Origin of the sequence: Kitasatospora sp. CMC57 (genome assembly GCF_045866025.2) — a bacterium.
Classification (GTDB): Bacteria; Actinomycetota; Actinomycetes; order Streptomycetales; family Streptomycetaceae; genus Kitasatospora.
Genome location: NZ_AP035881.2, coordinates 2,334,445 through 2,361,284, shown reverse-complemented (window position 1 = coordinate 2,361,284; position 26,840 = coordinate 2,334,445). Strand labels below are relative to the sequence as shown.

Here is a 26,840-nt window from a genome sequence, read left to right as displayed (position 1 = left end):
CCGTGCGCACTCGTCTGCTCGGCATCCTGCTCTCCCTGATGACCGCCGTCCTGGCCGCCCTCGGGGTGCCGCTGGGCGCCGCGATGGCCGCCGCCGAGCAGAGCAAGGTAGTGGTCGACCGGATGGACGACGCCGCCCGGTTCGCCCAGAGCCTGCCCACCCAGGGCCGCCCGACCGCGGGCACCGCCGTCAAGGGCGACTTCACCCCGGTGGAGGGCGACGGCAGCCGGCTGCACGCCCTGGTCGGAGAGGTCCAGCGCTACCACGAGCTGTACGGGATCCGGGTCGGCATCTTCCACCGGGACGGCAGCGCGGTGGCGGTCGCGCCCGCCGACTGGCGGGCCCCGACCGACGGCCCGGGGGAGCAGGCCTTCCAGGAGGCGGTGGACGGCCGCCGCAGCCAGAACCCGCCGCAGGCGTGGCCCTGGACCCCTGACCGGACGCTCACCGTGGCCGCCCCGGTGGTCCGCGACGGCGATGTGGTCGCGGTGGTGATCACCGAGTCGCCCACCGGACCGCTGCGGTCCCGGATCCTCTACCGCTGGCTCGGCATCGGCGCGGGCGAGTCGCTGGCCATGATCGCGGCCGTGCTGCTCTCGATGCGGCTGACCGGCTGGGTGCTGCGCCCTGTCCGCACCCTGGACCGGGCCACCCACGACATCGCCACCGGCCGGATGAACGCCCGGGTCGCGCCCAGCAGCGGTCCGCCCGAACTCCGGCGGCTTGCCCGGTCGTTCAACGACATGGCGGACAACGTCCTGATCGCGCTCGACCAGCAGCGGGCCTTCGTCGCGGACGCCTCGCACCAACTGCGCAACCCACTGGCCGCGCTGCTGCTGCGCGTCGAACTGCTCGGCCTCGAACTCCCGGAGGGCCACGAGGCGGAGCTCGGCGCCGTCCGTGAGGAGGGCACCCGGCTGGCCCGGGTCCTCGACGACCTGCTCGGCCTGGCCACCGCCGAACACGCCCGCCCCGAACCCGAGAGCGTCGACCTCGCCGACCTCGCGCTGGCCCGGATCGACGCCTGGCGGCCGGTGGCCGACCAGCGCGGCATCCGGCTGGGCTGGGACGGGCCGGCCACCGCGATGGGGCTGGCCGATCCGATCGGGTTCGGCAGCGCGCTCGACGCGGTGCTCGACAACGCGCTCAAGTTCACCCCGAGCGGCGCGGCCGTCCGGCTCGACGTCCAGCGCGGCAAGCGGGAGGTCACCCTGACCGTCTCGGACGCGGGGCCCGGCCTCACCGAGGAGGAACTCGCCCGGATCGGCGACCGCTTCTGGCGCAGCCCACGGCACCAGAACGTCGACGGCTCCGGCCTCGGCCTCTCCATCGCCCGCACCCTACTGCTGGCCGGCGGCGGCTCGCTCGACTTCGCCCCGGTCGAACCCACGGGCCTGGCGGTCCACCTGACGGTGCCCCGACCGCGGTGACTCCGCGCGGGGTGTCGAGGTCGGGACGACGTCAGGGCTTCGCCGACAGGTAGTACCGCCGCGCGCCCTCGTGCAGTGCCAGCGGATCGGTGTAGACCGCTGTCCGGAGGTCGACCACCTGGGCGGCGTGGACCTCGTTGCCGATCGAGTCGCGGCTGTCGATGACCGCCTGGGTCATCCGCTGCACCAGCGCCGGGTCCACGTCGTCGCGGGTGATCAGCAGGTTGGGGACGGCCAGGGTCGCCACCGCCGTCGCGGCGGGGCGGGCCTTGGGGTAGGCGTCGGCCGGGATGGTGGCGGCGCGGTAGGCGTCGGCGCCGCCGCCCTCGCCGTGGCCGACCGTCTCGGCCAGGTCGCCGAGCGGGACGATCCGAATCGCGAACTGCTCCGAGAGGTCGGTCAGTGCGCTGGTGGGCAGTCCGCCGGACCAGAAGAAGGCGTCCAGCTGACCGCTCCTCAGCTGGTCGGCGGCCTCCCCGACACCGAGGTTCGCGGCGGCGACGTCCTGGTCCGGGTCGAGCCCGGCCGAGGTCAACAGACGCTTCGTCACCAGCAGCACCCCGGACCGGCTCTGGCCGACCCCGACCCGCAGGCCCTTGAGGTCCGCGGCCCGCTGCACCTTGGAGTCGGCGGGCACCACGAGCTGCAGGTAGTCGTCGTAGAGCCGGGCTATACCGCGCAGCCGGTCCTTGCCGTCACCCCGGTAGCTGGCCACCGCATCGGCGGTGGCGATCGCGAACGCGTCGCGGCCCGAGGCGACCCGGTCCAGGTTGTCGATCGAGCCCTGCGAGCTGTCCAGCCGGAGTTCGGCCCCGGGCATCGCGGTGTGCAGGTAGGTGCGGAGCAGCTGCCCGTACCGGTCGTAGACGCCCCGCTGGACGCCGGTGGCGAAGCCGATCTCCCCGTGCGGGTAGTCCGTGCGGTCGCCCGCGGCCAGCCACCAGCCGCCGAGACCGCCGACGACCAGCAGCAACGCGGCGGCCGCCCGGCCGAGCCGGCTGCGGGCCACCGCACGCGGCAGGGCGACGGGTGTCCAGGTCATGGGGTTGGATACTGCCAGGCCGGGCGCGGGAAAGGGAGAGGGTCACGGAGGCCGATCCGGTTCTCGTACTCTTGGGTCCGTGGGTACGAGCCAGGATTCCAAGAGCTACAAGGTCGTCACGTACGGCTGCCAGATGAACGTGCACGACTCCGAGCGCCTCTCCGGGCTGCTCGAGGACGCCGGGTACGTGAAGGCCGACCAGGAGGGTGATCCCGACCTGGTGGTCTTCAACACCTGCGCGGTGCGCGAGAACGCCGACAACAAGCTGTACGGCAACCTCGGCCAGCTCGCCCCGGCGAAGACCAGGAACAAGTCCATGCAGATCGCCGTCGGCGGCTGCCTGGCGCAGAAGGACCGGGACACCATCGTCCGCCGGGCGCCCTGGGTCGACGTGGTCTTCGGCACCCACAACATCGGGCACCTGCCCGCGCTGCTGGAGCGGGCCAGGATCGAGCAGCAGGCCCAGGTGGAGATCCTGGAGTCGCTGGAGACCTTCCCGTCCACCCTGCCGACCCGGCGCGAGTCGGCGTACGCGGCCTGGGTGGCGATCTCGGTCGGCTGCAACAACACCTGCACCTTCTGCATCGTCCCCGCCCTGCGCGGCAAGGAGGAGGACCGCCGCCCCGGCGACGTGCTCGCCGAGATCGAGGCGCTGGTCGGCGAGGGCGTCATCGAGGTCACCCTGCTGGGCCAGAACGTCAACGCGTACGGCTCCGACCTGGGCGACCGGGAGGCCTTCTCCAAGCTGCTCCGCGCCGCCGGGCAGATCGAGGGCCTGGAGCGGATCCGGTTCACCTCGCCGCACCCGCGCGACTTCACCGACGACGTGATCGCCGCGATGGCCGAGACCCCGAACGTGATGCACCAGCTGCACATGCCGCTGCAGTCCGGCTCGGACACCGTGCTCAAGGCGATGCGGCGCTCGTACCGGCAGGACCGTTTCCTCGGCATCATCCGCAAGGTCCGCGAGGCGATGCCGGACGCGGCGATCTCCACCGACATCATCGTCGGCTTCCCCGGCGAGACCGAGGAGGACTTCGAGCAGACCATGCACGTGGTCCGCGAGGCCCGCTTCACCAACGCCTTCACCTTCCAGTACTCCAAGCGGCCCGGGACCCCCGCCGCCGAGATGGACGGGCAGATCCCCAAGGCCGTGGTGCAGGACCGGTACAACCGGCTGATCGCCCTCCAGGAGGAGATCTCCTGGGAGGAGAACAAGAAGCAGGTCGGCCGGGTGCTTGAGGTCCTGGTCGCCGAGGGCGAGGGCAAGAAGGACGACCGGACGGACCGGCTCTCCGGCCGCGCCCCCGACAACCGGCTGGTCCACTTCACCCGTCCCACCGAGCCGGTCCGCCCGGGCGACACCGTGACCGTCGAGATCACCTACGCCGCCCCGCACCACCTGCTCGCCGAGGGCCCCACCCTGGCCGTCCGCCGCACCCGCGCGGGCGACGCCTGGGAGAAGCGGCAGGGCCTCCCGGCCGCGAAGCCGGCCGGCGTGATGCTCGGCCTGCCCACCATCGGCGTCCCGGCGGCGCTGCCCGTCGTGACCGGTTGCGGCGACTAGGCACGGTCCGGCGGATCTTGCCGAGCGCCCGACGCCGGATCATCCCGTCTGGACGCACGCCCGACGCCGCGCGCTGATCCGGCAGGATCCGCCGGACCGGCCCTGGGCACGGTCCGGCGCTCCGGATCGAGCCAGTCGCCGGGCTCGGTAAGGTGATCGTCATGCTCGTTGCCGCTGCCGTCGTCCCCTGTCCGCCGCTGCTGGTCCCCGAGGTCGCCTCGGGTGCGGCGCCCGAACTGGAGCCGCTGCGGGCCGCCTGCCTGGAGGCGGTACGGGAGCTGCTGGCCTCGGGGCCTGAGCTGATCGTGCTGGTCGGCGGCGGTCCGGAGGCCGGGGTGTGGACCGAGGGCGGGGTGGGTTCGTTCCACCGGTACGGCGTGCCCCGGGTGGTGCGGCTGCCCACGGGCGGGGTGGACGGTCCCGAGCTGGCGCCCTCGCTGGCGGTGGGGGTGTGGCTGCTGGAGCAGGCCGGGGTGGTCATCCCCGCCCACGCGTGTGCCGTCCCGGCCGATGCGCCGACCGAGCGGCTGCTCGGCCTGGGCGGCGGGCTGGCCGAACTGGCCGACCGGGTCGGTCTGTTGGTGCTCGGCGGGGGTAGCGCCTGCCGTTCGGTCAAGGCGCCCGGATACCTGGACGACCGGGCCGAGGGCTACGACGCCGAGGCGGCCCGGGCCCTGGGAGCGGCGGACCTGGCCGCCCTCACCGCGCTCGACCCCGGGGTGTCGGCGGAGCTTCAGGCGGACGGACGGGCGCCCTGGCAGGTCCTCGCGGGAGCTGCGCAGGGCGCCGGGCTGAACGGAAGGCTGCGGTACGACCAGGCCCCGTACGGGGTGGGCTACTTCGTGGCCTCCTGGAGCTGACCCGCGGTCAGCTCCGTCCCTCGTCCTTGGGCTTCGCGGCGAACTGGTCCACCGCGCCCTTGGCCTTGCTGGTGCCGGTCTCGATCTTGTCGCTGTACTTCCCCTTGGTGGCCTTGTCGACCACGCTGCCGGTCTTCTCGACCATGTGGTCGATCGTCTCGTTGTGCTTGCCCGCGAGCTCGCTGGCCTTGTCCTTGAGTTCCTCGGCCTTGCCCCTGAGGTTGTCCATCAGCCCCATGCTGTGTGCTCTCCTCCTGCTGGGTCCGCCCGGCGGCGGAGAAAATAGGTCATTCCGTTCGTATCTTCCCCAGAGTGACGACCTGAGACACGGCGCCACTCCCGATCTTTGCGAGACTTGGCCCGTGAGCAGCTCTCCCGTCACCCAGCCCCGTGTCGTCTCCGTGGTCGGCGCGACCGCCGCGGGCAAGTCCGACCTGGCGGTCGCCATCGCCCGCGTCCTCGGCGGCGAGGTGATCAACACCGACTCGATGCAGCTGTACCGGGGCATGGACATCGGCACCGCGAAGCTCACCCTCGCCGAACGCGGCGGCATCCCGCACCACCTGCTGGACGTCTGGGACGTCACCGAGGCCGCCAGCGTCGCGGAGTACCAGCGGCTGGCCCGGGCCGAGATGGACCGGCTGCTCGCCGAGGGCCGTACGCCCGTCCTGGTCGGCGGCTCCGGACTGTACGTCCGGGCGGCGATCGACGAGATGGAGTTCCCCGGCACCGACCCGGTGGTCCGGGCCCGGCTTGAGGCCGAGTGCGAGCAGCTCGGCAGCGGAGCCCTGCACCGGCGCCTGGCCGGTCTGGACCCGGCCGCCGCCGAGGCGATCCTGCCCAGCAACGGCCGGCGGGTGGTCCGGGCCCTGGAGGTCATCGAGATCACCGGCCGCCCGTTCACCGCCAGCCTGCCGACCAATACCGCCGTGTACGACACGGTGCAGATCGGTGTCCAGGTGGAGCGCCCCGAGCTGGACCGCCGGATCGAGCTGCGGGTGGACCGGATGTGGGAGGCCGGGCTGCTCGCCGAGGTCCGCGCGCTGGAGGCGCAGGGCCTGCGGGACGGTCTGACCGCCTCCCGGGCACTCGGCTACCAGCAGGTGCTGGCCCACTTCGCGGGGGACTGCACCGAGGACGAGGCGAAGGCCGAGACCGTACGGGCGACCAGGCGGTTCGCCCGCCGCCAGGAGTCCTGGTTCCGCCGCGACGACCGGATCCACTGGCTCGCCCGCCCGGCCGGTGCGGACCCGACGGAGCTGCTGGAGCGGTCCCTGGACCTGATCGGCCGTCAGCCCTGAGCGGTTTCCGGCCATCCGGCCGGTGCAGCTGCAGGTGCACGACCAACTGAGGGTTACGGGCACATCACGTCCTGGCCACGGATCACCCGACGGCCCGATGGGACCCGCGTTGGTGGCACCGGACATGCCATTATCGAGAACAACCAGGGGTCGGCCGTGAGGGCCCCCTACCGCCCGCGAGTCCGTCGGCTCGTGTCGAACCGTCAGGGGAGGCCGCGTGTCCACGGGTACCGGCCCCGAAACCGAGGAACTGCCGAGCAGCGCCGAGCTGGTGCTCTCCGAGACGCAGATACCCACCTCGTACGCCCTGGCCCTCCCCGCCCTCGCCGATCTGGCCGCACCCGGCGTGGTGCACGAGCGGGAGATCCGGCCCCTCCGCCGACTGCGCTGGTGGCAGACCCTGCCGATCGTGCTGCTCGGTGCGGCCGGTGCGCTGATGTTCGCCTTCCCGCTCGCCTTCGGCTCCGGGGACGGCGCCTCCGCGATGATCGGGATGCTCGGCCTGCTGTTCGCCGCCGCCTCGGTCGGCTGGGGCGCGATGGCCGCCCGGATGGCCGGGTACAAGTGGCCCGGCGTCCCCCGCCGTGGCAGCGGCCTGCGGGCCGGCCGCAAGGTGATAGCGCTCTACACCCTCGCCGCGGCCGTCGCGGTCGGCCTCGCCGTCTGGCGAGTGGTCCACCTCGCCTCCTGACCGGCCGGTCTCAGTACCATCGGCTCTGTGAGCGCATCCAAGACCTTCGGTCTCCCCTTCCTCAAGGGCCACGGCACCCAGAACGACTTCGTGATCATCCCGGACGGTGACGGCCGGCTCGACCTCGGCCCGGCCGAGGTGGCCGCCCTGTGCGACCGCCGGGCCGGTATCGGCGGCGACGGCCTGATCCGGGTGGTTCGGGCGGCGGCCGACCCGGTCTCGGTCGGGATGGCCGACCGGGCGGAGTGGTTCATGGACTACCGCAACTCCGACGGCTCGATCGCCGAGATGTGCGGCAACGGGATCCGGGTCTTCGCCCGCCACCTGGTCGAGGCCGGGTTGGCCAAGCCCGGCCTGATCCCGGTCGCCACCCGGGCCGGCGTGCTCGACGTCCGGGTCGCGGAGGACACCGCGGAGGGCCCCGGCCTGATCTCGGTCGACATGGGCCAGGTCCGGCTGCCCGGTTCCGAGGGTGTCGAGGTGACGGTCGGCGACCGGGTCTGGCCCGCGCTCAACGTCAACATGGGCAACCCGCACGCGGTCGCGTTCGTCGACGACCTGGCCGAGGCCGGCGACCTCCACACCGCACCCGGCGTCACCGCCGGGGTGTACCCGGAGGGGGTCAACGTCGAGTTCGTGGTGGAGCGCGGACCGCGGCACGTCGCGATGCGGGTGCACGAGCGCGGCTCCGGCGAGACCCGCTCCTGCGGGACCGGAGCCTGCGCGGTGGCCGTCGCGGCGGCCCGCCGCCACCACCTCGATCCCTCGGTCACCGGCCAGCCGGTCACCTACACCGTCGACCTGCCGGGCGGCACCCTGCTGATCACCGAACACCCGGACGCCCGGATCGAGATGGCCGGCCCGGCGGAGATCGTCGCGACGGGGACGCTCCGCTTCTAGGGCAGCCGGCTTCGGCGGTCAGGGGCTCGGGGCTCGGGGCTCCTGCAGAAGACGGGTGTTTCCCATCAGCGTGCGGAGTGAATCCCCCCGTTCGGGTGGTGTTGGTGACGGTGTGGGAGCAGGGGGTCGCGGAACGTGCTCTGCTCGGTAGCATGGACCATCGCTGCCGGAGGTGCAGATGACCATCGAAGCCGAGGCTGGAAAGCGCTCCCGGGGCAGACTCAACCGAGCCTCCCTGGGCCGGGCCGGTCGCGCCGCCGTACTGGCCACCGGCCGCCCCCCGCTGCCGGACGCGATCGAGCCGATCGTCGAGGCGCACCGGCGCCACCACCCGCAGGCCGACCTGGCGCTGCTCGGCCGGGCGTACCGGACGGCGGAGGCGAGCCACCGGGGGCAGACCCGGAAGAGCGGTGAGCCCTTCATCACCCACCCGCTCGCCGTGACCATGATCCTGGCCCAACTCGGCGCCGGTACCACCACCTTGGTGGCGTCGCTGCTGCACGACACGGTCGAGGACACCGAGGTGACGCTGGCTCAGGTGGCCGAGGAGTTCGGCCCCGAGGTGGCCTATCTGGTCGACGGCGTCACCAAGTTGGAGAAGGTGGACTTCGGTGCGGCGGCCGAGGCGGAGACCTTCCGGAAGATGCTGGTGGCCACCGGCGACGACGTCCGGGTGATGGTGATCAAGCTCGCCGACCGGCTGCACAACATGCGGACCATCCGGCACATGAAGCCGGCCAGCCGGATCCGGATCGCCAAGGTGACCAGGGATGTGCTGATCCCGCTGGCCGAGCGGCTTGGGATCCAGGTGCTGAAGGCCGAGTTGGAGGACATCGTGTTCGCCACTCTGCACCCGGAGGAGTACGCCCGCACCGGTGCGCTGATCGCCGCGTACGACGAGCGTCCCGAGGAGCTGCTGCAACCGTTCGCCGAGGCGCTGACCCGGCAGCTGGCCGAGTCGGGCGTGACGGCGACGGTCACCGTGCGGCCCCGGCACTGTGTCTCGGTCCACCGGGTGCTGCTCAAGCGGACCGCCGCCGCCGGTCCTGACGGGCTGCCGCAGGATCTCCAACCGGCCGACTTCGGGCGGCTGTTGGTGGTGGTGGAGGAGAACGCCGACTGCTACGCGGTGCTCGGCGAGCTGCACACCTGCTGGACGCCGTTGCCGGGGGAGTTCAAGGACTTCGTGGCGGCGCCCAAGTTCAACCTGTACCAGTCGCTGCACACGGCGGTCGCGCTGTCCGGCGGCGAGGTGGTCGAAGTCCTGGTCAGGACCCGGGAGATGCACCGGGTGGCCGAGTTCGGCGTGGTCGCCCTGGGCGATCCGCACCAGGACGGTCCGGAGGATCCGGAGCGGACCGACCCGGCCCGTCCCGGCTGGCTGAGCCGGCTGCTGGAGTGGCAGCAGGAGACCCCCGACCCGGACACCTTCTGGTCCGCGCTCACCTCTGACCTGTCCGGCGACCGGGAGATCACCGCCGTCACCGAGCAGGGCGAGACCCTGCACCTGCCGAGCGGGGCGAGCTGCGTGGACGCCGCGTACCTGTTGGGGGAGGAGACCGGCCACCGCTGTCTGGGAGCCCGGGTGAACGGGCGGCTGGTCGCGCTCTCCACCACGCTCCGGGACGGCGACGTGCTCGCCGTGCTGACCGAGCAGGCCGCCGAGGCGTCGGGCCCGGCCGCCGAGTGGCTGGAGTACGTCCGCACCCCGGGCGCCAGGCTGGCCATCGAACGCTGGTTGGCCGACCGCCCGGCCGGGACGCCGGAGCCGCAGCCCGCCGCCGGGGCGGCCAAACCGGTGCCCGCCGCCGTCCCGTCCGCCGGGCGGCGGCAGGCGCCGGTGACCGTACCGGGCCGCTCGGGCGGGGTGGTCCGGCTGTCCAGGTGCTGTACGCCGGTGCCGCCGGACGAGCTGACCGGCTACCTGATCCGGGGCGGGGCGGTGGCCGTGCACCGGACCGACTGTCCGGTGGGGGAGCAGCTGCGGGCGGCCGGCCGGGAGCCGGTCGGGCCGCGCTGGGTGCCGGGCGCCGCGCCCGCCGACGGCTTCCGGGCGACGCTGCGGGCCGAGGCGCTGAACCGCCCCCGGCTGCTGGCCGACCTGACGGCGGCGATCTCGGCGGAGGGCGTCGGCATCATCGCCGCCGAGGTGGAGCCGCCGCAGCAGCTGCGGGTCCGGCACAGCTACACGGTCGAGCTGCCGGAGGCGGCCACCCTTCCGGTGCTGATGCGGGCGATGCTGCGGGTCTCCGGGGTGTACGACGTGTACCGGCCCGGTCCTGAGCGGGGAAATCGGGATGACCGGGTCGGGGCGGCCGTGCGACCATCGTGGGGAATTCACGGCCGGTCCGTGGCGTTCTCCGGACGTAGTGGTTCCGGTGCCGGCCACGGCCTGCAGGGGTAGCTCGGCTCGCCACCTGGTATCGGGGCGTCAGACGGGGCACACTCCCAGGTGCGCACGCCGCACCGGCCCCACCCGATCTACCTAAGGATGAGATTGACCTCCACGTTCGAGAGCCGCAGCAACTCCGACAGCCAGGCCAACCGACTGTCGGACCTCCGGGCGGAAGCCCTGATGGACGAGGACCTCGCGGCGAACGACGAGGGCTTCGACCGTTACGACGGGGAGCAGTACGACCGGAGCGAGCGCGCCGCGCTGCGCCGGGTCGCCGGTCTCTCCACCGAACTGCAGGACGTCACCGAGGTCGAGTACCGCCAGCTCCGACTGGAGCGCGTGGTGCTCGTGGGTGTCTGGACGGACGGCACGGCCGAGGAGGCGGAGAACTCGCTGGCCGAGCTCGCCGCGCTGGCCGAGACCGCAGGTTCCGAGGTGCTCGACGGTGTGATCCAGCGCCGCGACAAGCCCGACGCCGCCACCTACATCGGCTCGGGCAAGGCGAAGGAACTGCGTGACATCGTCGCCTCCACCGGCGCCGACACCGTGGTCTGCGACGGTGAGCTGACCCCGGGTCAGCTGATCCAGCTGGAGGACGTGGTCAAGGTCAAGGTGGTCGACCGGACCGCGCTGATCCTGGACATCTTCGCCCAGCACGCCAAGTCCCGGGAGGGTAAGGCACAGGTCTCGCTCGCGCAGATGCAGTACATGCTGCCGCGGCTGCGTGGTTGGGGTGCGTCGCTGTCCCGGCAGATGGGTGGCGGTGGCTCCGGCTCCTCCGGTGGCGGCATGGCCACCCGTGGTCCCGGTGAGACCAAGATCGAGACCGACCGTCGTCGGATCCGCGAGAAGATGGCGAAGCTCCGCCGGGAGATCGCCGACATGAAGAAGGGCCGCGACACCAAGCGCCAGGAGCGCCGTCGCCACCAGGTCCCCTCGGTCGCCATCGCGGGCTACACCAACGCGGGCAAGTCCTCGCTGCTCAACCGCCTGACCGGCGCCGGCGTCCTGGTGGAGAACTCGCTGTTCGCCACCCTGGACCCGACGGTCCGCCGGGCGCAGACCCCGAGCGGCCGGGTCTACACGCTGGCCGACACGGTCGGCTTCGTCCGGCACCTGCCGCACCACCTGGTCGAGGCGTTCCGTTCGACCATGGAGGAGGTCGCCGAGGCGGACCTCATCCTGCACGTGGTGGACGGTTCGCACCCCGAGCCGGAGACCCAGCTCGCCGCCGTCCGCGAGGTGATCGTCTCGGTCGAGGCACAGAACGTGCCGGAGATCGTGGTGATCAACAAGGCCGACGCGGCGGATCCGCTGGTGCTCCAGCGCCTGCTGCGGCGCGAGCCGCACGCCATCGTGGTGTCGGCCCGTACCGGTCAGGGGATGGAGGAGTTGCTCCAGCTGATCGACAGCGAGCTGCCCCGGCCGGCCGTCGAGGTGCAGGCGCTGATCCCGTACACCCGTGGTGACCTGGTCTCCCGGGTGCACGCCGAGGGCGAGCCGATCTCCACCGAGCACACCGGCGAGGGCACGCTGCTGCACGCCAAGGTGGCGGCGGAGCTGGCGGCGGAGCTGGAGAAGTACGCGGTGGTCACGCAGGGCTGACGGGCCTGACGGAGGCCGAGCCTCCACCACCAGGGGCCCGGGGTTCCACGGATGCGCGCATCCGTGGAACCCCGGGCCCCTGCTCCGTTTCACTGCTTCCGTGAGACGTAGGCCAGCGCCTGGCGGGCCACGTCGTCCAGGTACGGGCCGTCGAGGGCGGTGTGGGTCAGGTTGCCGAGCGAGGTGTTGCTGACCAGGGCCTGGCGGCCGTCCGGGAGGGGGGCGAACCAGCCGCCGCCGCTGGAGCCGGCCGTCATGGTGCAGCCGGCCGAGAGCATCGGGGGACGGGCCGGGTCGAAGGAGAGCCGGGCGGGCCGGCCGCTGTCGCAGCGGTAGAGCTCGCGGCCGTCGAAGGGTTTGACGGAGGGGTAGCCCCAGACCGAGACGGTCAGCTGCTCGCGCGGGGCGTCGAACCAGACCGGGACGGCAGTGCCCACGGTCTCCTCCAGGGAGCGGCCGTCGCCGTCCGGGTTGTGCACCTTGAGGACGGCGAAGTCGTACTGGTTGGCGGCGTTGCCGCCGTGGCCGCCCTCGGCGATCCACTGCGGGGAGCTGATCACGGTGTCCGCCCACCACTGCCCGAGCGGGGCCACCTCGGCGAGGGTGGCCTTCTTCGTGCCGGCGGCCGTGCCGGAGCTGTTGTAGGCCGGTACGAAGATCAGGTTCTTGAACCAGCCGCCGCCGCTGCCCTCGTGCACGCAGTGGCCGGCCGTCCAGACCAGGTTGCTCTTCCCCGGACGGGCCGGGTCGGCCACCACCGTGGCGGAGCACTGCCCGGTGCCGCCTCCGGGTGCGGTGGAGAACACCTTCCCGGAGGCCGGGTAGCGGGTGTACGGCCGGGGCACCGGGACGGCCTGCACCGGGGCCGGTTCCGCCTCTGCGGGAGTGGCCGGGGTGGGAGAGGCGGTCGGCGCGACGGGCTGCTGCGGTGGGGCGTCGACCATCCGCTCCGGCCCCCAGAGGTCCCTGACCACCGGGTTCTCGAACAGGTGCTGCCTGGCCCAGCGGTCCCAGTCCTCGTCCCGCCAGGTCTTCAACTCCTGCCAGCGCTGGGCCAGTTCGCCCCTCCACTGGGTCGGTACGGCGGTCGGCAGCCGCCAGTCCTCGGACGGAGTGCCGCTGCACCCGGTGAGCAGTACCAGCCCGAGCAGTACCGCCGTCGTGCCCCTGGATATCGACCGCATGACTCCCAGCCCCCTGTGTCGAAGGCCGATTCTCCCACCGCCGGGCGGCCGGACCGGATCGCGGTGCCGGGCCGATCCGGAGCGGACCACTCCAACGAGTGAGTGATCGCTTGGGATTCACCACAACGAGTGAGCTGATCTTGTGATCACCCGTCAGTGGCCAGTTCCCTTAGGGGCTGTCGGCGCCCTCGGCCCGTCCCCCCAACTCCCGGCGCCCGCATCCTCGCTCGCCCCAAGGAGCAGCCTTGAGCACCGTCGCCCTCGCTGGAGTTCCGCCCCTCGTCCGTGCCCGCCCCCAGGACGGACTGCTCGACACCGATCCGGCGGTGGCCGCCGAGCAGGCCGGGATGGAGAGCCTGTTGCGCTGCTGGGTCCGGGAGACCGGGGCCAGGCCCGAACCGGACGGGACGGTCCGGGTGACGGTGCTCGGTGGCGCCGTCGAGCTGACCGCAGCGGTCCGCTACTGGTCACCGACCGGTTGGCACCGGTTCGACGGGGTCACCCTGGCCGGGCTGCCGGTGGACGTGGTGACGGCGGCCACCCTGGTCGCGGGCGCCACCGCCGACCGGCCCGAGGCGGGGCAGTTGACCGACCTGGCCGCCCGGGTGGCCGACTCGGTGCTGCGTACCGCCGAGGTGCTGGAGCGCCGCCGGACCGGAACCGGTCCCGACTGGCCGTTCCTGGCCGCCGAGCAGGCCCTGCTGCTGGGCCACCCGCTGCACCCGACCCCGAAGAGCCGGGACGGCCTCGGACCGGCGCAGAGCGCCGCGTACTCGCCCGAACTGCACGGGTCGTTCCGGCTGCACTGGTACGCCGTCGACCGGGACCTGCTGGCCTCGGGCTCGGCGGTCGGCGTCCCGGCCGAGCAGATCACCGCCCGGCTGCTCGGCGACCGGCTCGCCCTGCCGCCCGGCACCGCCGCCCTGCCGCTGCACCCCTGGCAGGCCCGTGAGCTGGCGCTCCGCCCCGAGGTGGCCGGGCTGCTGGCCGACGGCGCCCTGCACGACCTGGGCGAGCACGGCGAGGAGTGGCACCCGACGTCCTCGGTGCGCACGGTCTGCCGCCCCGGTACGCCGTGGATGCTCAAGCTCTCGCTGGGACTGCGGATCACCAACTCCCGCAGGGAGAACCTGCGCAAGGAGCTGCACCGGGGCCTGGAGGTGCACCGGCTGCTGGAGGCCGGACTGAGCGCCGAGTGGCGGGCCGCCCACCCCGGCTTCGACATCGTCCGCGACCCGGCCTGGATCGGGGTGGACCTGCCCGACGGCGCCGATCCGAACGGCCTGGACACCGTGCTCCGCCAGCAGCCGTTCGGGCTCCGGGAACGCGCGTTCTGCGTGGCCGGCCTGGTCGCCGAGCAGCCGTTCGGCGAGCAGGTCGACTCGCTGCTCGGCCGGACCGTCCGGACGCTGGCCGAGCGCTGCGGGCGCCCGGTGCACACCGTCGCCACCGAGTGGTTCCTGCGTTACCTGGACGCCGTGGTGCTCCCGGTGCTCTGGCTGGACGGCCGGGCCGGGATCGCGCTGGAGGCGCACCAGCAGAACAGCCTGGTGCTGCTGGACGAGGCGGGCTGGCCGGCCGGTGGCCGGTACCGGGACAACCAGGGCTACTACTTCCGCAGTTCGTTCGCCGACCGGCTGGACGCCCGGCTGCCCGGTGTCGGGCGGGCCAGTGACACCTTCGTCGCGGACCAGGTGATCGACAAGCACTTCGCCTACTACCTCGGCATCAACCACGTGCTCGGCCTGATCGGCGCCTTCGGCTCGCAGGAGCTGGCTGACGAGAGCGTGCTGCTGGCCGCGCTCCGCGGCTTCCTCGGCAGCCGGCCGGCTGCCGCCACCGGCTCCGGGCTGCCCGCCCTGCTGCTGGACAGCCCCCGACTGCACTGCAAGGCCAACCTCTTGACCCGGCTGAAGGGGATGGACGAACTCGTCGGGCCGGTCGCCACCCAGTCGGTCTACGTGGACATCCCCAACCCGGTGGTGGCCGGGTGAGGACCGCAGCCGGCGAGTTCGAGCTCCGGGAGGTCGACCTCGCCACCGACCTCCCGCTGCTGGCCGGGTGGATGAACGATCCGGCGGTGGCGGCGTACTGGGACCTGGCCGGGCCGCCCGAGACCACCGAACGCCACGTCGCCGCCCAGCTCGGACCCGACAGCCACAGCAGTCCGCTGCTCGGCCTGCTGGACGGCACCCCGATGAGCTACTGGGAGCTCTACCGGGCCGACGCCGACCGGCTCGCCGGGTACTACCCCGCCGGGCAGGGCGACCTCGGGCTGCACCTGCTGCTCGGGCCGCCCGGCCACCGCGGCCGGGGGCTCGGCGCGCTGCTGCTGACCGCGCTGGCCGACAAGCTGTTGGCCGAACCCGGCTGCGACCGGCTGGTCGCCGAGCCGGACCTGCGCAATACCGCGTCGCTGCGGGCCTTCCGGCGGGCCGGGTTCGACCCGGTGGCCGAGCTGGATCTCCCCGAGAAGCGGGCCGCCCTGATGCTGCGTCACCAATGACCCGTCAACGCGAACGCTAGGACGACATGGACAACCCACAGCCCGAGGCGTACGACGTGCCGCCCGCCGAGCAGCCCGAGGCGTACGACCTGCTGGGCGTCGGCCTCGGCCCGTTCAACCTGTCGCTGGCCGCGCTGGCCGACCGGGTCAGCGGGCTGGACGCGCTGTTCTGCGAGGCCAGGCAGGAGTTCCGCTGGCACCCGGGGATGCTGGTGGACGGGGCCAGGATGCAGGTGCCGTTCCTGGCCGACCTGGTCTCGCTGGTCGACCCGACCAACCCGTGGTCCTTCCTCAACTACCTGCGGGACCAGGACCGGCTGTTCCCGTTCTACTTCGCCGAGCGCTTCCAGCTGGCCCGCCGGGAGTACGACCACTACTGCCGGTGGGCGGCCGAGCGGCTGGTCAGCTGCCGGTTCGGCGCGGCCGTCACCGAGCTGCACTGGCACCCCGGGCACCGGCTGTTCCGCGCGCTGGCCGGCGGCACCGAGGTCTGGGCCCGCAACGTGGTGCTCGGGGTCGGGACGACCCCCGCCCTGCCGGAGGCGTTCGCCGCGCTGCGCGGCCACCCCCAGGTCTGGCACTCCTCCGAGTACGTGCACCGCAGGGCGAGCCTGGACCGGGCCAGGGACATCACGGTGGTCGGCTCCGGGCAGTCAGGCGCCGAGGTCTTTCTCGACCTGCTGCGCGCCCGGGGCGGCGACGGCACCCGGCTGCGCTGGCTGACCAGGACCAGGGCGCTGGCCCCGATGGAGTACTCCAAGCTCGGCCTGGAGCACTTCACCCCCGATTACACCCGCCACTTCCACGGCCTGGCCCCCGCCGTCCGGGACCGGCTGGTGCGGGAGCAGTGGCAGCTGCACAAGGCGGCCAGCGCCGAGACGCTGGCCGAGATCCACGACCTGCTGTACGAGCGGACCATCGGGCGGCCGCTGGACGCAGAACCGGTGGAGATCCGGCCCGGCACCGCCGTCACCGAAGCACTGGCCGGGCCGTGCGGTGGCTTCGAACTGGCCTGTCGTCAGGTCGACTCGGGCGCCGAGCAGGTGATCCGCACCGACGCCGTGGTGCTCGCCACCGGCTACCGGTCCGTCCGGCCCGCGCTGCTCGATCCGATCGCCGACCTGGTGGACTGGGACGAGCAGGGCCGGTTCCGGGTCGGCCTCGACCACCGGGTGGCCACCAGGCCCGAGCTGACCGGTGGCCTGTACGTACAGAACGCCGAACTGCACACGCACGGCGTCGGCACCCCCGATCTCGGGCTCGGCGCGCACCGGGCCGCCGTGATCCTGAACGCGGTGACCGGCCGGACCGTTCACCGGCTCCCCACCCGGACCGCCTGGACCAGCTTCGGCCCGCCCGCGGCTTCCGGGCCGGCAGCACCCGCGCCCGCAGCCCCCGGAGCCGCAGCCCCCGCGCCCGCAGCCCCCGGAGCCGCAGCCCCCGCGCCCGCAGCCCCCGGAGCCGCAGCCCCCGCGCCGGCGTCCGCCGCTCCCGCCCTCCCGCGCCCGCAGGAGGGCAACTGTGCCGCCCCAGTCACCCGCTGAACTCCTCCGGAGGGCCACCGTGCCGCAGCAGCCTCCCGCCGAGCTCCACCTGCCGCCCCAGCTCACGGCCGCGCACTGGCGGCGGGCCCGCCGGGCGATGCTCGCCAAGATGCTCGGCGAGTTCGCCTACGAGCAGCTGCTCACCCCGGTACCGGACGGCGCCGACTACCGGCTCGACCTGCCCGAGGGGGTCTACCGCTTCACGGCCCGCCGGGGCGCGTACGGGAGCTGGCAGGTCGATCCGGACTCGGTGGACTGCCCGGCCGACCCGGAGGGGGACCCGCTGCGGCTGCTCCAGCTCGCCAGGGGGGTGCTCGGGCTGCCCGGTGACACCCTCGGCCACCTGATCCGCGAGCTGACCGCCACGCTGCTCGCGGACGTCCGGCAGCTCGCCACCGAACTGCCCGCCGCCGAGCTGGCCGGCCTGGACCACGTCGGTCTGGAGGGACGGCAGACCGGGCACCCGTGGATCGTCCCGAACAAGGGCCGGCTCGGCCTGTCGGCCGGCGACCTGGCCGTCTGGGCCCCCGAGGCGCGCAGCCCGCAGCGGCTGCCGTGGCTGGCGGTGCACCGGAGCCTGGCCGAGTTCCGGGGCCAACCGGACCTGTACGAGCTGGAGTTGAGCCCGGAGTTCCGGGCCGGGATCGGACCGGAGTACCTGCTGCTGCCGGTGCACCCCTGGCAGTGGGACGAGGTGATCCTGCCGCTGTTCGCCCCCTGGATCGCCTCCGGCGAGATCGTCCCGCTGCCCAGCGACGGCGATCTCCGGCTGCCGCAGCAGTCCGTCCGCAGCTTCTTCAACCTCAGCCGGCCCGACCGCTGCACCGTCAAACTGCCGCTCTCGATCCTCAACACCCTGGTCTGGCGCGGCCTGCCGACCGAACGCACGCTGGCCGCCCCCGCCGTCACCGCCTGGATCCACGGCCTGCGGGACGGCGACGCGTTCCTGCGTGACGAGTGCCGGGTGATCCTGCTCGGCGAGATCGCCTCGGTCACCGTCGACCACCCGCTCTACCGGGACCTGCCCGAAGTCCCTTACCAGTACCAGGAGTTGCTCGGCGCAATCTGGCGCGAGCCGCTCGGCCGCTACCTCGCCCCGCACGAGCGGGCCCGTACCCTGGCCTCGCTGCTCCAGGTCGGGTCGGACGGCCGCGCGCTGGTCGCCGAGCTGGTCGCCCGGTCCGGACTGCCGGCCCGGGACTGGCTGCGCCGGCTGTTCGCGGTGATGTTGCCGCCGCTGCTGCACTTCCTCTACCGGTACGGCACGGTCTTCTCCCCGCACGGCGAGAACGCCATCGTGGTCTTCGACCAGCACGACGCGCCCGCCCGGTTGGCGGTCAAGGACTTCGTCGACGACGTCAACATCAGCGACCGCGACCTCCCAGAGCTCCGGGACCTGCCGCCCGAGGTGAGCGGGGTGCTGCTGCGCGAGTCGCCCGAGTACCTCTGCCAGTTCCTGCACTCCGGTCTGTTCGTCGGGGTGTTCCGCTACCTGGCGCCGCTCTTCGACGCCCAGCTCGGCGTCTCCGAGGCCGAGTTCTGGGAGCTGCTGCGGGAACGGATCACCGCCTACCAGCGGCGCTTCCCCGAACTCGGCGAACGCTTCAAGCTCTTCGACCTCTTCACCCCCCGGATCGACCGGCTCTGCCTGAACCGCAACCGGCTGCTGCTGGACGGCTATCGGGACCGCCCGCACCGCCCGCACGCGGCCGTGCACGGCGCGGTGGACAACCCGCTGCACTACGGCGGGTCGGTCGGGCTGCCCCCGCAGCAGAGCCGGATTGTCACCCCCACGTCGTAGGCTGGGCGGGCCATGACGAACGACTCCGCACCCCAGGTCCTGCCCGGCGCCGCCGAGGCCCCGGCCCCCGTCTCCCGCGCCGCGCTCCCCGAGCTGCTGCACGCCGCCGTGACGGCCGTCGGGGGCGTCGAGCGCCCCGGGCAGGTCGCGATGGCCGAAGCCGTCGCCGACGCGGTCGGCAGCGGCGAGCACCTGCTGGTCCAGGCCGGCACGGGCACCGGCAAGTCCCTCGCCTACCTGGTCCCCGCCCTCGCGCACGGCGACCGGGTGGTGGTGGCCACCGCCACCCTGGCTCTCCAACGCCAGCTGGTGGAGCGGGACTTGCCCCGGACGGTGGACGCGCTGCACCCGGTGCTGCGCCGCCGTCCGCAGTTCGCGATGCTCAAGGGGCGGTCCAACTACCTCTGCCTGCACCGCGCCCACGAGGGCACCCCGAGCGAGGAGGGCGAGGGCCTGTTCGATCCGGTCGACGCGCTCGGCGGCCCGACCGGCAAGCTCGGTCAGGACGTGCTCCGGCTGCGCGATTGGGCCGACGAGACCGAGACCGGCGACCGCGACGACCTCTCGCCCGGCGTCTCCGACAAGGCCTGGGCCCAGCTCTCGGTCACCTCCCGGGAGTGCCTGGGCGCGAGCAAGTGCACGTACGGGCAGGAGTGCTTCGCCGAGGCGGCCCGCGAGCGCGCCAAGCTCGCCGACGTGGTGGTCACCAACCACGCGATGCTGGCGATCGACGCGATCGAGGGCGCCCCGGTGCTGCCCGACCACGGCCTGCTCATCGTCGACGAGGCGCATGAGCTGGTGAACCGGGTGACCGGCGCCGCCACCGGAGAGCTCACCGTCGGCGCGGTCAACCGGGCGGTCAAGCGGGCCGCCCGGCTGGCAAACGAGAAGGCGGTGGACGCGTTGCAGGCCGCCGCCGAGAACTACCACGGTCTGATGGAGACCGCCCAGCCGGGCCGGGTGGAGGGCGAGCTGCCCGAGTACCTGGCCTACGCGGTCACCGCCATCCGGGACGCCGCCCGCCAGGTCATCACCTCGCTCGGCGAGACCAGGGACAAGGCGCTCACCGATGAGGACGCCGTCCGCAAGCAGGCGATGGCCTATGCCGAGTCGCTGCACGAGACCGCGGACCGGCTGCTCTCGGACTCCGCGTACGACGTGATCTGGATCGAGCGCAGGGACGCCTTCGGCCCCGGTACCGCGTCGCTGCGGGTCGCTCCGCTGAGCGTCTCGGGCCTGCTGCGGGAGAAGCTCTACAAGGAGCGCTCGGTGGTGCTCACCTCGGCCACCCTCAAGCTCGGCGGCGACTTCAACGGCGTGGCCGCCTCGGTCGGCCTGCCGGGCGAGGGCCGGCTGCCGGACGCACGCTCGCCGGAGGAGCCCGAGCTGCTCCAGGACGAGGACACCCCGCCGTACTGGCGCGGCATCGACGTCGGCTCGCCGTTCTCCTATCCCAGGCAGGGCATCCTCTACGTCGCCAGGCACCTGCCGGACCCGGGCCGCGACCCGGAGCGCCCGGAGATGCTGGACGAGCTCACCGAGCTGATCGGCGCGGCCGGCGGCCGCACCCTCGGCCTGTTCTCCTCGATGCGCGGCGCGAAGGCGGCCGCCGAGGCGCTGCGCGAGCGGCTGGACCACCGGATCCTGCTCCAGGGGGAGGACACCCTCGGCGAGCTGATCCGGGAGTTCGCCTCGGACGCCTCCACCTGCCTGTTCGGCACCCTCTCGCTCTGGCAGGGCGTGGACGTGCCGGGTTCGGCCTGCCAGCTGGTGGTGATGGACAGGATCCCGTTCCCGCGCCCGGACGACCCGCTGATGAGCGCCCGTCAGAAGGACGTCGAGGAGCGCGGCGGCAACGGCTTCATGGCGGTCGCGGCCACCCACGCCGCGCTGCTGATGGCCCAGGGCGCGGGCCGGCTGGTCCGGGCGGCCGACGACCGGGGCGTGGTCGCGGTGCTCGACCCCCGGGTGGCGACCAAGCGGTACGGCAGCTTCTTCCGCTCCTCGATGCCGGACTTCTGGTACACCGACGACCGCAACCAGGTGCGCCGTTCACTCGCCGCGATCGACGCCTCGGCGCCGCCGGTGCGCCCGGTGGTCAAGCGCGGCTGAGGTCGAGCGCGCTTGAGTGTGAGCGCGGCTGAGCGGCCGTCGAGCCGAGACGCCGTCGGGCATGGAAAGGGCCACCCCTCGGGGTGGCCCTTTCCAGAGTGTCGTACGGTGCGTCAGAGGCGGCGGAGCACCGCGACGACCTTGCCCAGGATGGTCGCGTTGTCGCCCGGGATCGGGTCGTACGCCGGGTTGTGCGGCATCAGCCAGATCTTGCCGTCCTCGCGCTTGAGGCGCTTGACGGTCGCTTCGCCCTCGATCATCGCGGCCACGATGTCGCCGTTCTCGGCCACCGGCTGGCGGCGGACGGTGACCCAGTCGCCGTCGCAGATGGCGGCCTCGATCATCGAGTCACCGCGCACGGTGAGCGCGAACAGCTCGCCCTCGCCGACCAGTTGACGGGGCAGCGGGAAGACGTCCTCGACCGTCTGCTCGGCCAGGATCGGGCCACCGGCGGCGATCCGGCCGACCAGCGGCACGTACGAGGTGGAGGGCCGCCCGGCCGCCTCGGCGGTGTTCGGCCTGGCAACCTCGACGCCACGGACCTCGTAGGCGCGCGGGCGGTGCGGGTCGCGCCGCAGGAAGCCCTTGCGCTCCAGGGCCATCAGCTGGTGGGCGACCGAGGAGGTCGAGCTGAGGCCGACGGCCTGGCCGATCTCGCGCATCGACGGGGGATAACCCCGGCGCTGAACCGAGTCCCTGATGACCTCGATGACCCGGCGCTGGCGCTCCGTCAGACCGGCCTCGTCGGTGCGGATGCCGGGCGGCCGCCCGGCCAGGGAGCGGGTCGGGGTCGGCTGGCCGAGGACGTCGTCCTGGGCGGCGGAGTGCTCGATCGGCTGGCTCCGGCTCATGGTGGGGTCCACGCTCTCCTGCTCAGCGGTGCGCGCGGGGCGCTCCTGCACCGGGATGGAGGTCTTGGCTTCGACGGTGTTCACTTGGCTGCTTCCTTCCGACAGGCTCCCTTTGCCCAGCTCAACTGGTGCCCCTATCGAAAGGTTGCGCCAAACACACGTTCGAGTGAATTTATTCGAAGTCAGCTGACTCGATCAAGACTCTGGGTGTACATCGCTTAAGTGTTCGACTTGCGCAGTCTATTTCACGGCTCGGAGAAATTTCACCCCGTCGCGGCGTGTTGGCCACTCGGCACTACATGTAGGGCCTAGGTTCTCCGGTGGGCCCACCCCTAGTGGTTCCGTGTAGAGTGTGCGAGTCCGTTGCCGTACCGTCCGAGAGGGAGTCCCCCCGGTGCACTGCCCCTTCTGTCGGCACCCGGACAGCCGCGTGGTCGACTCCCGGGCCAGCGACGACGGAAGTTCGATCCGCCGCCGCCGCCAGTGTCCCGACTGCGGCCGCCGTTTCACCACGGTCGAGACCGCCACGCTGATGGTCATCAAGCGCAGCGGAGTGACCGAGCCGTTCTCCCGCTCGAAGGTGATCAGCGGTGTCCGCAAGGCCTGTCAGGGGCGTCCGGTCACCGAGGACGCCCTCGCCCAGCTCGGCCAGCGGGTCGAGGAGTGCGTGCGGGCCTCCGGCAGTGCGGAACTCTCGACACACGACGTGGGTCTGGCCATACTCGGCCCACTCAAGGAACTGGATCTGGTCGCGTACCTGAGGTTCGCCTCGGTGTACCGCGCCTTCGACGATCTCGAAGACTTCGAGGCCGCCATCGCGGAACTCCGCGGTGAGCGTCCGCTCCCCACCGAGGACACAGTCGCCGTCCTCTCCACCGCACCCTGACCGACTGACCTGTGCCAGTCGTACGGGGCGGTCCGGCGTGCCCGAAAACGGCCCGCTGAACCCTGTCGTCCGCCCTCGGTACCCACGCATAATGGGACATTGAGGGATTTGCCCAAGAGGAGAAGCGAGAAGTGACCGACACCACGAGCGGGTCTGCACGCGGGTCGAAGGCTGCCAAGGGGGCCGGCAAGGCTCCCAAGGGCGGCCTGCGGATCGAACGCATCCACACGACTCCGGGCGTACACCCCTACGACCAGGTCAGCTGGGAGCGCCGCGATGTGGTGATGACCAACTGGCGTGACGGCTCGATCAACTTCGAGCAGCGCGGCGTCGAGTTCCCCGACTCCTGGTCGGTGAACGCGGTCAACATCGTCACCTCGAAGTACTTCCGCGGCGCGGTGGGCACCCCGCAGCGCGAGTGGAGCCTCAAGCAGATCATCGACCGGGTGGTGCTGACCTACCGCGCCGCCGGGGAGAAGAACGGCTACTTCGCCACCGCGGACGACGCCGAGGTGTTCGAGCACGAGCTCACCTACGCCCTGCTCCACCAGGTGTTCAGCTTCAACTCGCCGGTCTGGTTCAACGTCGGCACCAAGCAGCCGCAGCAGGTCTCCGCCTGCTTCATCCTGGCCGTCGACGACTCGATGGACTCGATCCTCGACTGGTACAAGGAAGAGGGGATGATCTTCAAGGGCGGCTCGGGCGCGGGCCTGAACCTCTCCCGGATCCGCTCCTCCAAGGAGCTGCTCTCCTCCGGCGGCAACGCCAGCGGCCCGGTCTCCTTCATGCGCGGCGCCGACGCCTCGGCCGGCACCATCAAGTCCGGTGGCGCCACCCGCCGCGCGGCAAAGATGGTCGTGCTGGACGTGGACCACCCGGACGTCGAGGCTTTCATCGAGACCAAGGTCAAGGAGGAGGAGAAGATCCGCGCCCTCCGCGACGCGGGCTTCGACATGGACCTCGGTGGCGACGACATCACCTCGGTCCAGTACCAGAACGCCAACAACTCGGTCCGGGTCTCCGACGAGTTCATGACGGCGGTCGAGAACGGCACCGAGTTCGGCCTGCGGGCCCGGATGACCGGCGAGGTCATCGAGACCGTCGACGCGAAGAAGCTGTTCCGCAAGATGGCCGAGGCGGCCTGGGCCTGCGCCGACCCGGGCATCCAGTACGACGACACCATCAACCACTGGCACACCTGCCCGGAGTCGGGCCGGATCAACGCGTCCAACCCCTGCTCCGAGTACATGCACCTGGACAACTCCAGCTGCAACCTCGCCTCGCTCAACCTGATGAAGTTCCTCCGCGACGACGACTCGTTCGACGCCGAGCGCTTCGCCAAGGTGGTCGAGCTGGTCATCACCGCGATGGACATCTCGATCTGCTTCGCCGACTTCCCGACCGAGAAGATCGGCGAGACCACCCGCGCGTACCGCCAGCTCGGCATCGGCTACGCCAACCTCGGCGCCCTGCTGATGGCCACCGGCCACGCGTACGACTCCGAGGGCGGCCGCGCGCTGGCCGGCTCCATCACCTCGCTGATGACCGGCACCGCCTACCGCCGCGGCGCCGAACTCGCCGGCGTGGTCGGCCCGTACGACGGCTACGCCCGCAACGCCGCCCCGCACCAGCGGGTCATGCAGCAGCACGCGGACGCCAACGCCGCCGCGGTCGCCTACGACGACATGGACGCCCCGGTCTGGGCCGCGGCCACCGCGACCTGGGCGGAGGTGCTGACCCTGGGTGCGCAGAACGGTTTCCGCAACGCGCAGGCCTCGGTGCTCGCACCGACCGGCACCATCGGCCTGATGATGGACTGCGACACCACCGGCGTCGAGCCCGACCTCGCCCTGGTCAAGTTCAAGAAGCTCGTCGGCGGCGGCTCGATGCAGATCGTCAACAACACCGTGCCGCGCGCCCTCAAGCGCCTCGGCTACCAGCAGGAGCAGATCGAGGCGGTCGTCGCCCACATCGCCGAGCACGGCAACGTGGTGGACGCGCCGGGCCTCAAGCCCGCGCACTACTCGGTCTTCGACTGCGCGATGGGCGAGCGGGTCATCTCGGCGATGGGCCACGTCCGGATGATGGCGGCGATCCAGCCGTGGATCTCCGGGGCCATCTCCAAGACGGTGAACATGCCCGAGACCGCCAGCGTCGAGGAGATCGAGGAGATCTACTTCGAGGCGTGGAAGCTGGGCGTCAAGGCGCTCGCCATCTACCGCGACAACTGCAAGGTCGGTCAGCCGCTCTCGGCCAAGAAGAAGGAAGCCCCGGCCGTCGAGGCACCGGCCGCCCCGGCCCCGGTGGTCGAGTACCGCCCGGTCCGCAAGCGTCTTCCCAAGGGCCGCCCCGGCATCACCACCTCCTTCACGGTGGGCGGCGCCGAGGGCTACATGACCGCCAACTCCTACCCGGACGACGGTCTCGGCGAGGTCTTCCTGAAGATGTCCAAGCAGGGTTCCACCCTCGCGGGCATGATGGACGCCTTCTCGATCGCGGTCTCGGTCGGCATGCAGTACGGCGTCCCGCTGGAGACGTACGTCTCGAAGTTCACCAACATGCGGTTCGAGCCGGCCGGTCTGACCGACGACCCGGACGTGCGGATGGCGCAGTCGATCGTGGACTACATCTTCCGCCGCCTCGCGCTGGACTTCCTGCCCTTCGAGACCCGTTCGGCACTCGGCATCCACTCGGTCGAGGAGCGTCAGCGCCACCTCGACACCGGCTCCTACGAGCCGATCGAGGCCGAGGAGGCCGAGGTGGACGTCGAGTCGATGGCCCAGTCCGCCCCGATCGCGACCCCCAGGCCCGTCCCGGTGGAGGCCCCCAGGCCCGCCCCGGCCCAGGCCCACAACTCCACCGAACTGATGGAGATCCAGCTCGGCCTGAACGCCGACGCCCCGCTCTGCTTCTCCTGCGGCACCAAGATGCGTCGCGCGGGCAGCTGCTACCTCTGCGAGGGCTGCGGCTCGACCAGCGGCTGCAGCTGATGACCGTCTGAAGTAGCCCACCGGAGCGGGGAGTCGACCACCAGGTCGGCTCCCCGCTCTGTCAGGTCGTGGGCCGTCGGCGGGCCCGCTCGATCGCGTTGATGTTCGTCTCCGCCCACTGGCGCAGGGCGGCGATCGGTTCCGCGAGGCTGTGGCCGAGTTCCGTCAGCTGGTACTCGACCCGGGGCGGGATGGTCGGGTACACGGTGCGGCTGACCAGTCCGTCGGTCTCCAGGGCCCGCAGGGTCTGGGTGAGCATCTTCTGTGAGACGCCCTCGATGCGGCGGCTCAACTCGGTGTACCGAAGGGTGCCTTCGAGGAGGGCGTCCACGATCAGGACCGTCCACTTGCCGGCGATCCGGTCGAGGACGTCACGGGTCGGGCAGCATGCGGAGTAGGCGTCGGCCGGGAGTCCGGATGATTCCACCACTGTCGTCATGCCGGGAGAGTAACGCACTTTCAAGTGCCTTCTTCCTAGTGGTGCGTAACTCTCCAATAGTGAGTGGCATGACGAACCGCACCGCATCTGTCGCAGACGCCATCCGCACCCGCCGTACGATCCGGCACTACCGACCCGACCCGATCCCGGACGCCACTCTCACCGCCCTGCTCGACCTCGCCGTCGAGGCACCCACCAGTTGGAACCTCCAGGACCGTTCGATCGTGGTGGTGGCCGACCCGGCGGGCCGCGCCGCACTGACCCGCGCCACCGGTGGCCAGCCGCAGCCGCAGGAGGCGCCGGTGGTGCTGGTCTTCGTCGCCGAGCCGCAGGCGTGGCGTGCGGATCGCGGCGACGTCTACCGGCAGGCGCGCGAGAACGGCGCTTGGAAGGAGGAGTTCATCGCGATGTTCTCCGCTGAGTCGACGGCGTTCCAGACCGACCTCGAGAAGCGGGGCCTGCTGCGGGAGTACGCAGTCAAGGACGCCATGATCGCGGCCTCCTTCCTGATCCTCGCCGCCACCGAACTCGGCCTGGCCACCTCGCCGATGAACGGCTGGGACGAGGCCGAGGTGAAGCACGCGATCGGGATCGGCGACCGCGACGACCTCGCCATCGCGCTGCTGGTCTCGCTCGGCCACCCGGCGGAGGAGCGCAGGCACCCGGGCCGCCGGACGCCGGGGCGCAACGTCTTCCGGGAGCGGTACGGGGCGCCGATCGCGGCCCGCTGATCCGG

General features: G+C 72.1%; 21 protein-coding genes. 16 read left to right on the top strand and 5 right to left on the bottom strand.

Annotation, left to right across the window (positions count from 1 at the left end; genetic code table 11):
* The first annotated feature begins 2 nt into the window (after positions 1-2).
* Entirely contained in the window at positions 3-1,430 is a 1,428-nt protein-coding gene (locus tag ACKUU6_RS10455) for a sensor histidine kinase (RefSeq protein ID WP_407988222.1), read from the top strand.
* 31 nt (positions 1,431-1,461) lie between these two features.
* Here ACKUU6_RS10455 and ACKUU6_RS10450 read toward each other — a convergent pair whose 3' ends face one another.
* Positions 1,462-2,472 (bottom strand): TAXI family TRAP transporter solute-binding subunit, encoded by a 1,011-nt coding sequence (locus ACKUU6_RS10450; RefSeq protein ID WP_407988221.1) that lies wholly within the window; start codon positions 2,470-2,472, stop codon positions 1,462-1,464.
* A 79-nt stretch (positions 2,473-2,551) separates the two neighbouring features.
* On the opposite strand from ACKUU6_RS10450, the gene miaB reads away from it, so the two are divergent.
* On the top strand, positions 2,552-4,039 hold the full coding sequence (miaB, locus tag ACKUU6_RS10445; protein ID WP_407988220.1) for a tRNA (N6-isopentenyl adenosine(37)-C2)-methylthiotransferase MiaB: 1,488 nt from the start codon (positions 2,552-2,554) through the stop codon (positions 4,037-4,039).
* 161 nt (positions 4,040-4,200) lie between these two features.
* On the top strand, positions 4,201-4,899 hold the full coding sequence (locus ACKUU6_RS10440) for a class III extradiol dioxygenase subunit B-like domain-containing protein (RefSeq protein WP_407988219.1): 699 nt from the start codon (positions 4,201-4,203) through the stop codon (positions 4,897-4,899).
* A gap of 7 nt (positions 4,900-4,906) precedes the next feature.
* On the opposite strand, the gene ACKUU6_RS10435 is transcribed toward ACKUU6_RS10440, so the two are convergent.
* Positions 4,907-5,128 (bottom strand): antitoxin, encoded by a 222-nt coding sequence (locus tag ACKUU6_RS10435; protein WP_407988218.1) that lies wholly within the window; start codon positions 5,126-5,128, stop codon positions 4,907-4,909.
* A gap of 133 nt (positions 5,129-5,261) precedes the next feature.
* Between ACKUU6_RS10435 and miaA the strand changes: the two genes are divergently transcribed.
* The 5 genes from miaA to hflX all read left to right on the top strand — a co-directional run bounded on the left by miaA (position 5,262) and on the right by hflX (position 11,791).
* Positions 5,262-6,200, top strand: coding sequence for a tRNA (adenosine(37)-N6)-dimethylallyltransferase MiaA (gene miaA, locus ACKUU6_RS10430; RefSeq protein ID WP_407988217.1), 939 nt, complete (start codon positions 5,262-5,264; stop codon positions 6,198-6,200).
* 217 nt (positions 6,201-6,417) lie between these two features.
* Positions 6,418-6,891, top strand: coding sequence for a hypothetical protein (locus ACKUU6_RS10425; RefSeq protein WP_407988216.1), 474 nt, complete (start codon positions 6,418-6,420; stop codon positions 6,889-6,891).
* A gap of 27 nt (positions 6,892-6,918) precedes the next feature.
* Positions 6,919-7,791 (top strand): diaminopimelate epimerase, encoded by an 873-nt coding sequence (gene dapF / locus ACKUU6_RS10420; RefSeq protein WP_407988215.1) that lies wholly within the window; start codon positions 6,919-6,921, stop codon positions 7,789-7,791.
* 178 nt (positions 7,792-7,969) lie between these two features.
* Positions 7,970-10,195 carry a RelA/SpoT family protein gene (locus ACKUU6_RS10415; RefSeq protein WP_407988213.1) on the top strand — a complete coding sequence of 742 codons (2,226 nt, stop codon included), beginning with the start codon at positions 7,970-7,972 and terminating at the stop codon, positions 10,193-10,195.
* 93 nt (positions 10,196-10,288) lie between these two features.
* Positions 10,289-11,791 (top strand): GTPase HflX, encoded by a 1,503-nt coding sequence (hflX, locus tag ACKUU6_RS10410; RefSeq protein WP_407988212.1) that lies wholly within the window; start codon positions 10,289-10,291, stop codon positions 11,789-11,791.
* A gap of 89 nt (positions 11,792-11,880) precedes the next feature.
* Here hflX and ACKUU6_RS10405 read toward each other — a convergent pair whose 3' ends face one another.
* Entirely contained in the window at positions 11,881-12,975 is a 1,095-nt protein-coding gene (locus ACKUU6_RS10405) for a trypsin-like serine peptidase (protein ID WP_407988211.1), read from the bottom strand.
* A gap of 245 nt (positions 12,976-13,220) precedes the next feature.
* Between ACKUU6_RS10405 and ACKUU6_RS10400 the strand changes: the two genes are divergently transcribed.
* The 5 genes from ACKUU6_RS10400 to ACKUU6_RS10380 are packed head-to-tail and all read left to right on the top strand — an operon-like array spanning position 13,221 to position 20,938.
* Entirely contained in the window at positions 13,221-14,969 is a 1,749-nt protein-coding gene (locus ACKUU6_RS10400) for an IucA/IucC family protein (RefSeq protein WP_407988210.1), read from the top strand.
* A complete protein-coding gene (locus ACKUU6_RS10395; protein ID WP_407988208.1) occupies positions 14,966-15,481 on the top strand; it encodes a GNAT family N-acetyltransferase in 516 nt (171 codons plus the stop codon). The genes ACKUU6_RS10400 and ACKUU6_RS10395 overlap by 4 nt, the downstream gene beginning before the upstream one ends.
* Positions 15,482-15,507: 26 nt before the next feature.
* Positions 15,508-17,025 carry a lysine N(6)-hydroxylase/L-ornithine N(5)-oxygenase family protein gene (locus tag ACKUU6_RS10390; RefSeq protein ID WP_407988207.1) on the top strand — a complete coding sequence of 506 codons (1,518 nt, stop codon included), beginning with the start codon at positions 15,508-15,510 and terminating at the stop codon, positions 17,023-17,025.
* A gap of 19 nt (positions 17,026-17,044) precedes the next feature.
* Entirely contained in the window at positions 17,045-18,826 is a 1,782-nt protein-coding gene (locus ACKUU6_RS10385; RefSeq protein WP_407988206.1) for an IucA/IucC family protein, read from the top strand.
* 12 nt (positions 18,827-18,838) lie between these two features.
* The gene (locus ACKUU6_RS10380; RefSeq protein ID WP_407988205.1) at positions 18,839-20,938 is read left to right on the top strand and encodes an ATP-dependent DNA helicase; all 2,100 of its coding nucleotides are present in this window, start codon (positions 18,839-18,841) and stop codon (positions 20,936-20,938) included.
* Between the two features lie 113 nt (positions 20,939-21,051).
* Here the strand turns inward: ACKUU6_RS10380 and lexA are convergent, their stop codons facing one another.
* A complete protein-coding gene (gene lexA, locus ACKUU6_RS10375; RefSeq protein ID WP_407992086.1) occupies positions 21,052-21,789 on the bottom strand; it encodes a transcriptional repressor LexA in 738 nt (245 codons plus the stop codon).
* A 394-nt stretch (positions 21,790-22,183) separates the two neighbouring features.
* Between lexA and nrdR the strand changes: the two genes are divergently transcribed.
* Positions 22,184-22,675, top strand: coding sequence for a transcriptional regulator NrdR (gene nrdR / locus ACKUU6_RS10370; RefSeq protein WP_407988204.1), 492 nt, complete (start codon positions 22,184-22,186; stop codon positions 22,673-22,675).
* Between the two features lie 131 nt (positions 22,676-22,806).
* Positions 22,807-25,665: a vitamin B12-dependent ribonucleotide reductase gene (locus ACKUU6_RS10365; protein ID WP_407988203.1), complete on the top strand. Its 2,859-nt coding sequence runs from the start codon at positions 22,807-22,809 to the stop codon at positions 25,663-25,665.
* A 61-nt stretch (positions 25,666-25,726) separates the two neighbouring features.
* Here ACKUU6_RS10365 and ACKUU6_RS10360 read toward each other — a convergent pair whose 3' ends face one another.
* The gene (locus ACKUU6_RS10360) at positions 25,727-26,104 is read right to left on the bottom strand and encodes a winged helix-turn-helix transcriptional regulator (RefSeq protein WP_407988202.1); all 378 of its coding nucleotides are present in this window, start codon (positions 26,102-26,104) and stop codon (positions 25,727-25,729) included.
* A 68-nt stretch (positions 26,105-26,172) separates the two neighbouring features.
* Here ACKUU6_RS10360 and ACKUU6_RS10355 point away from each other — a divergent pair, with 68 nt between their 5' ends.
* Complete coding sequence (locus ACKUU6_RS10355) at positions 26,173-26,835, top strand: nitroreductase family protein (RefSeq protein ID WP_407988201.1); 663 nt, start codon at positions 26,173-26,175, stop codon at positions 26,833-26,835.
* The last annotated feature ends 5 nt before the right edge of the window (positions 26,836-26,840 follow it).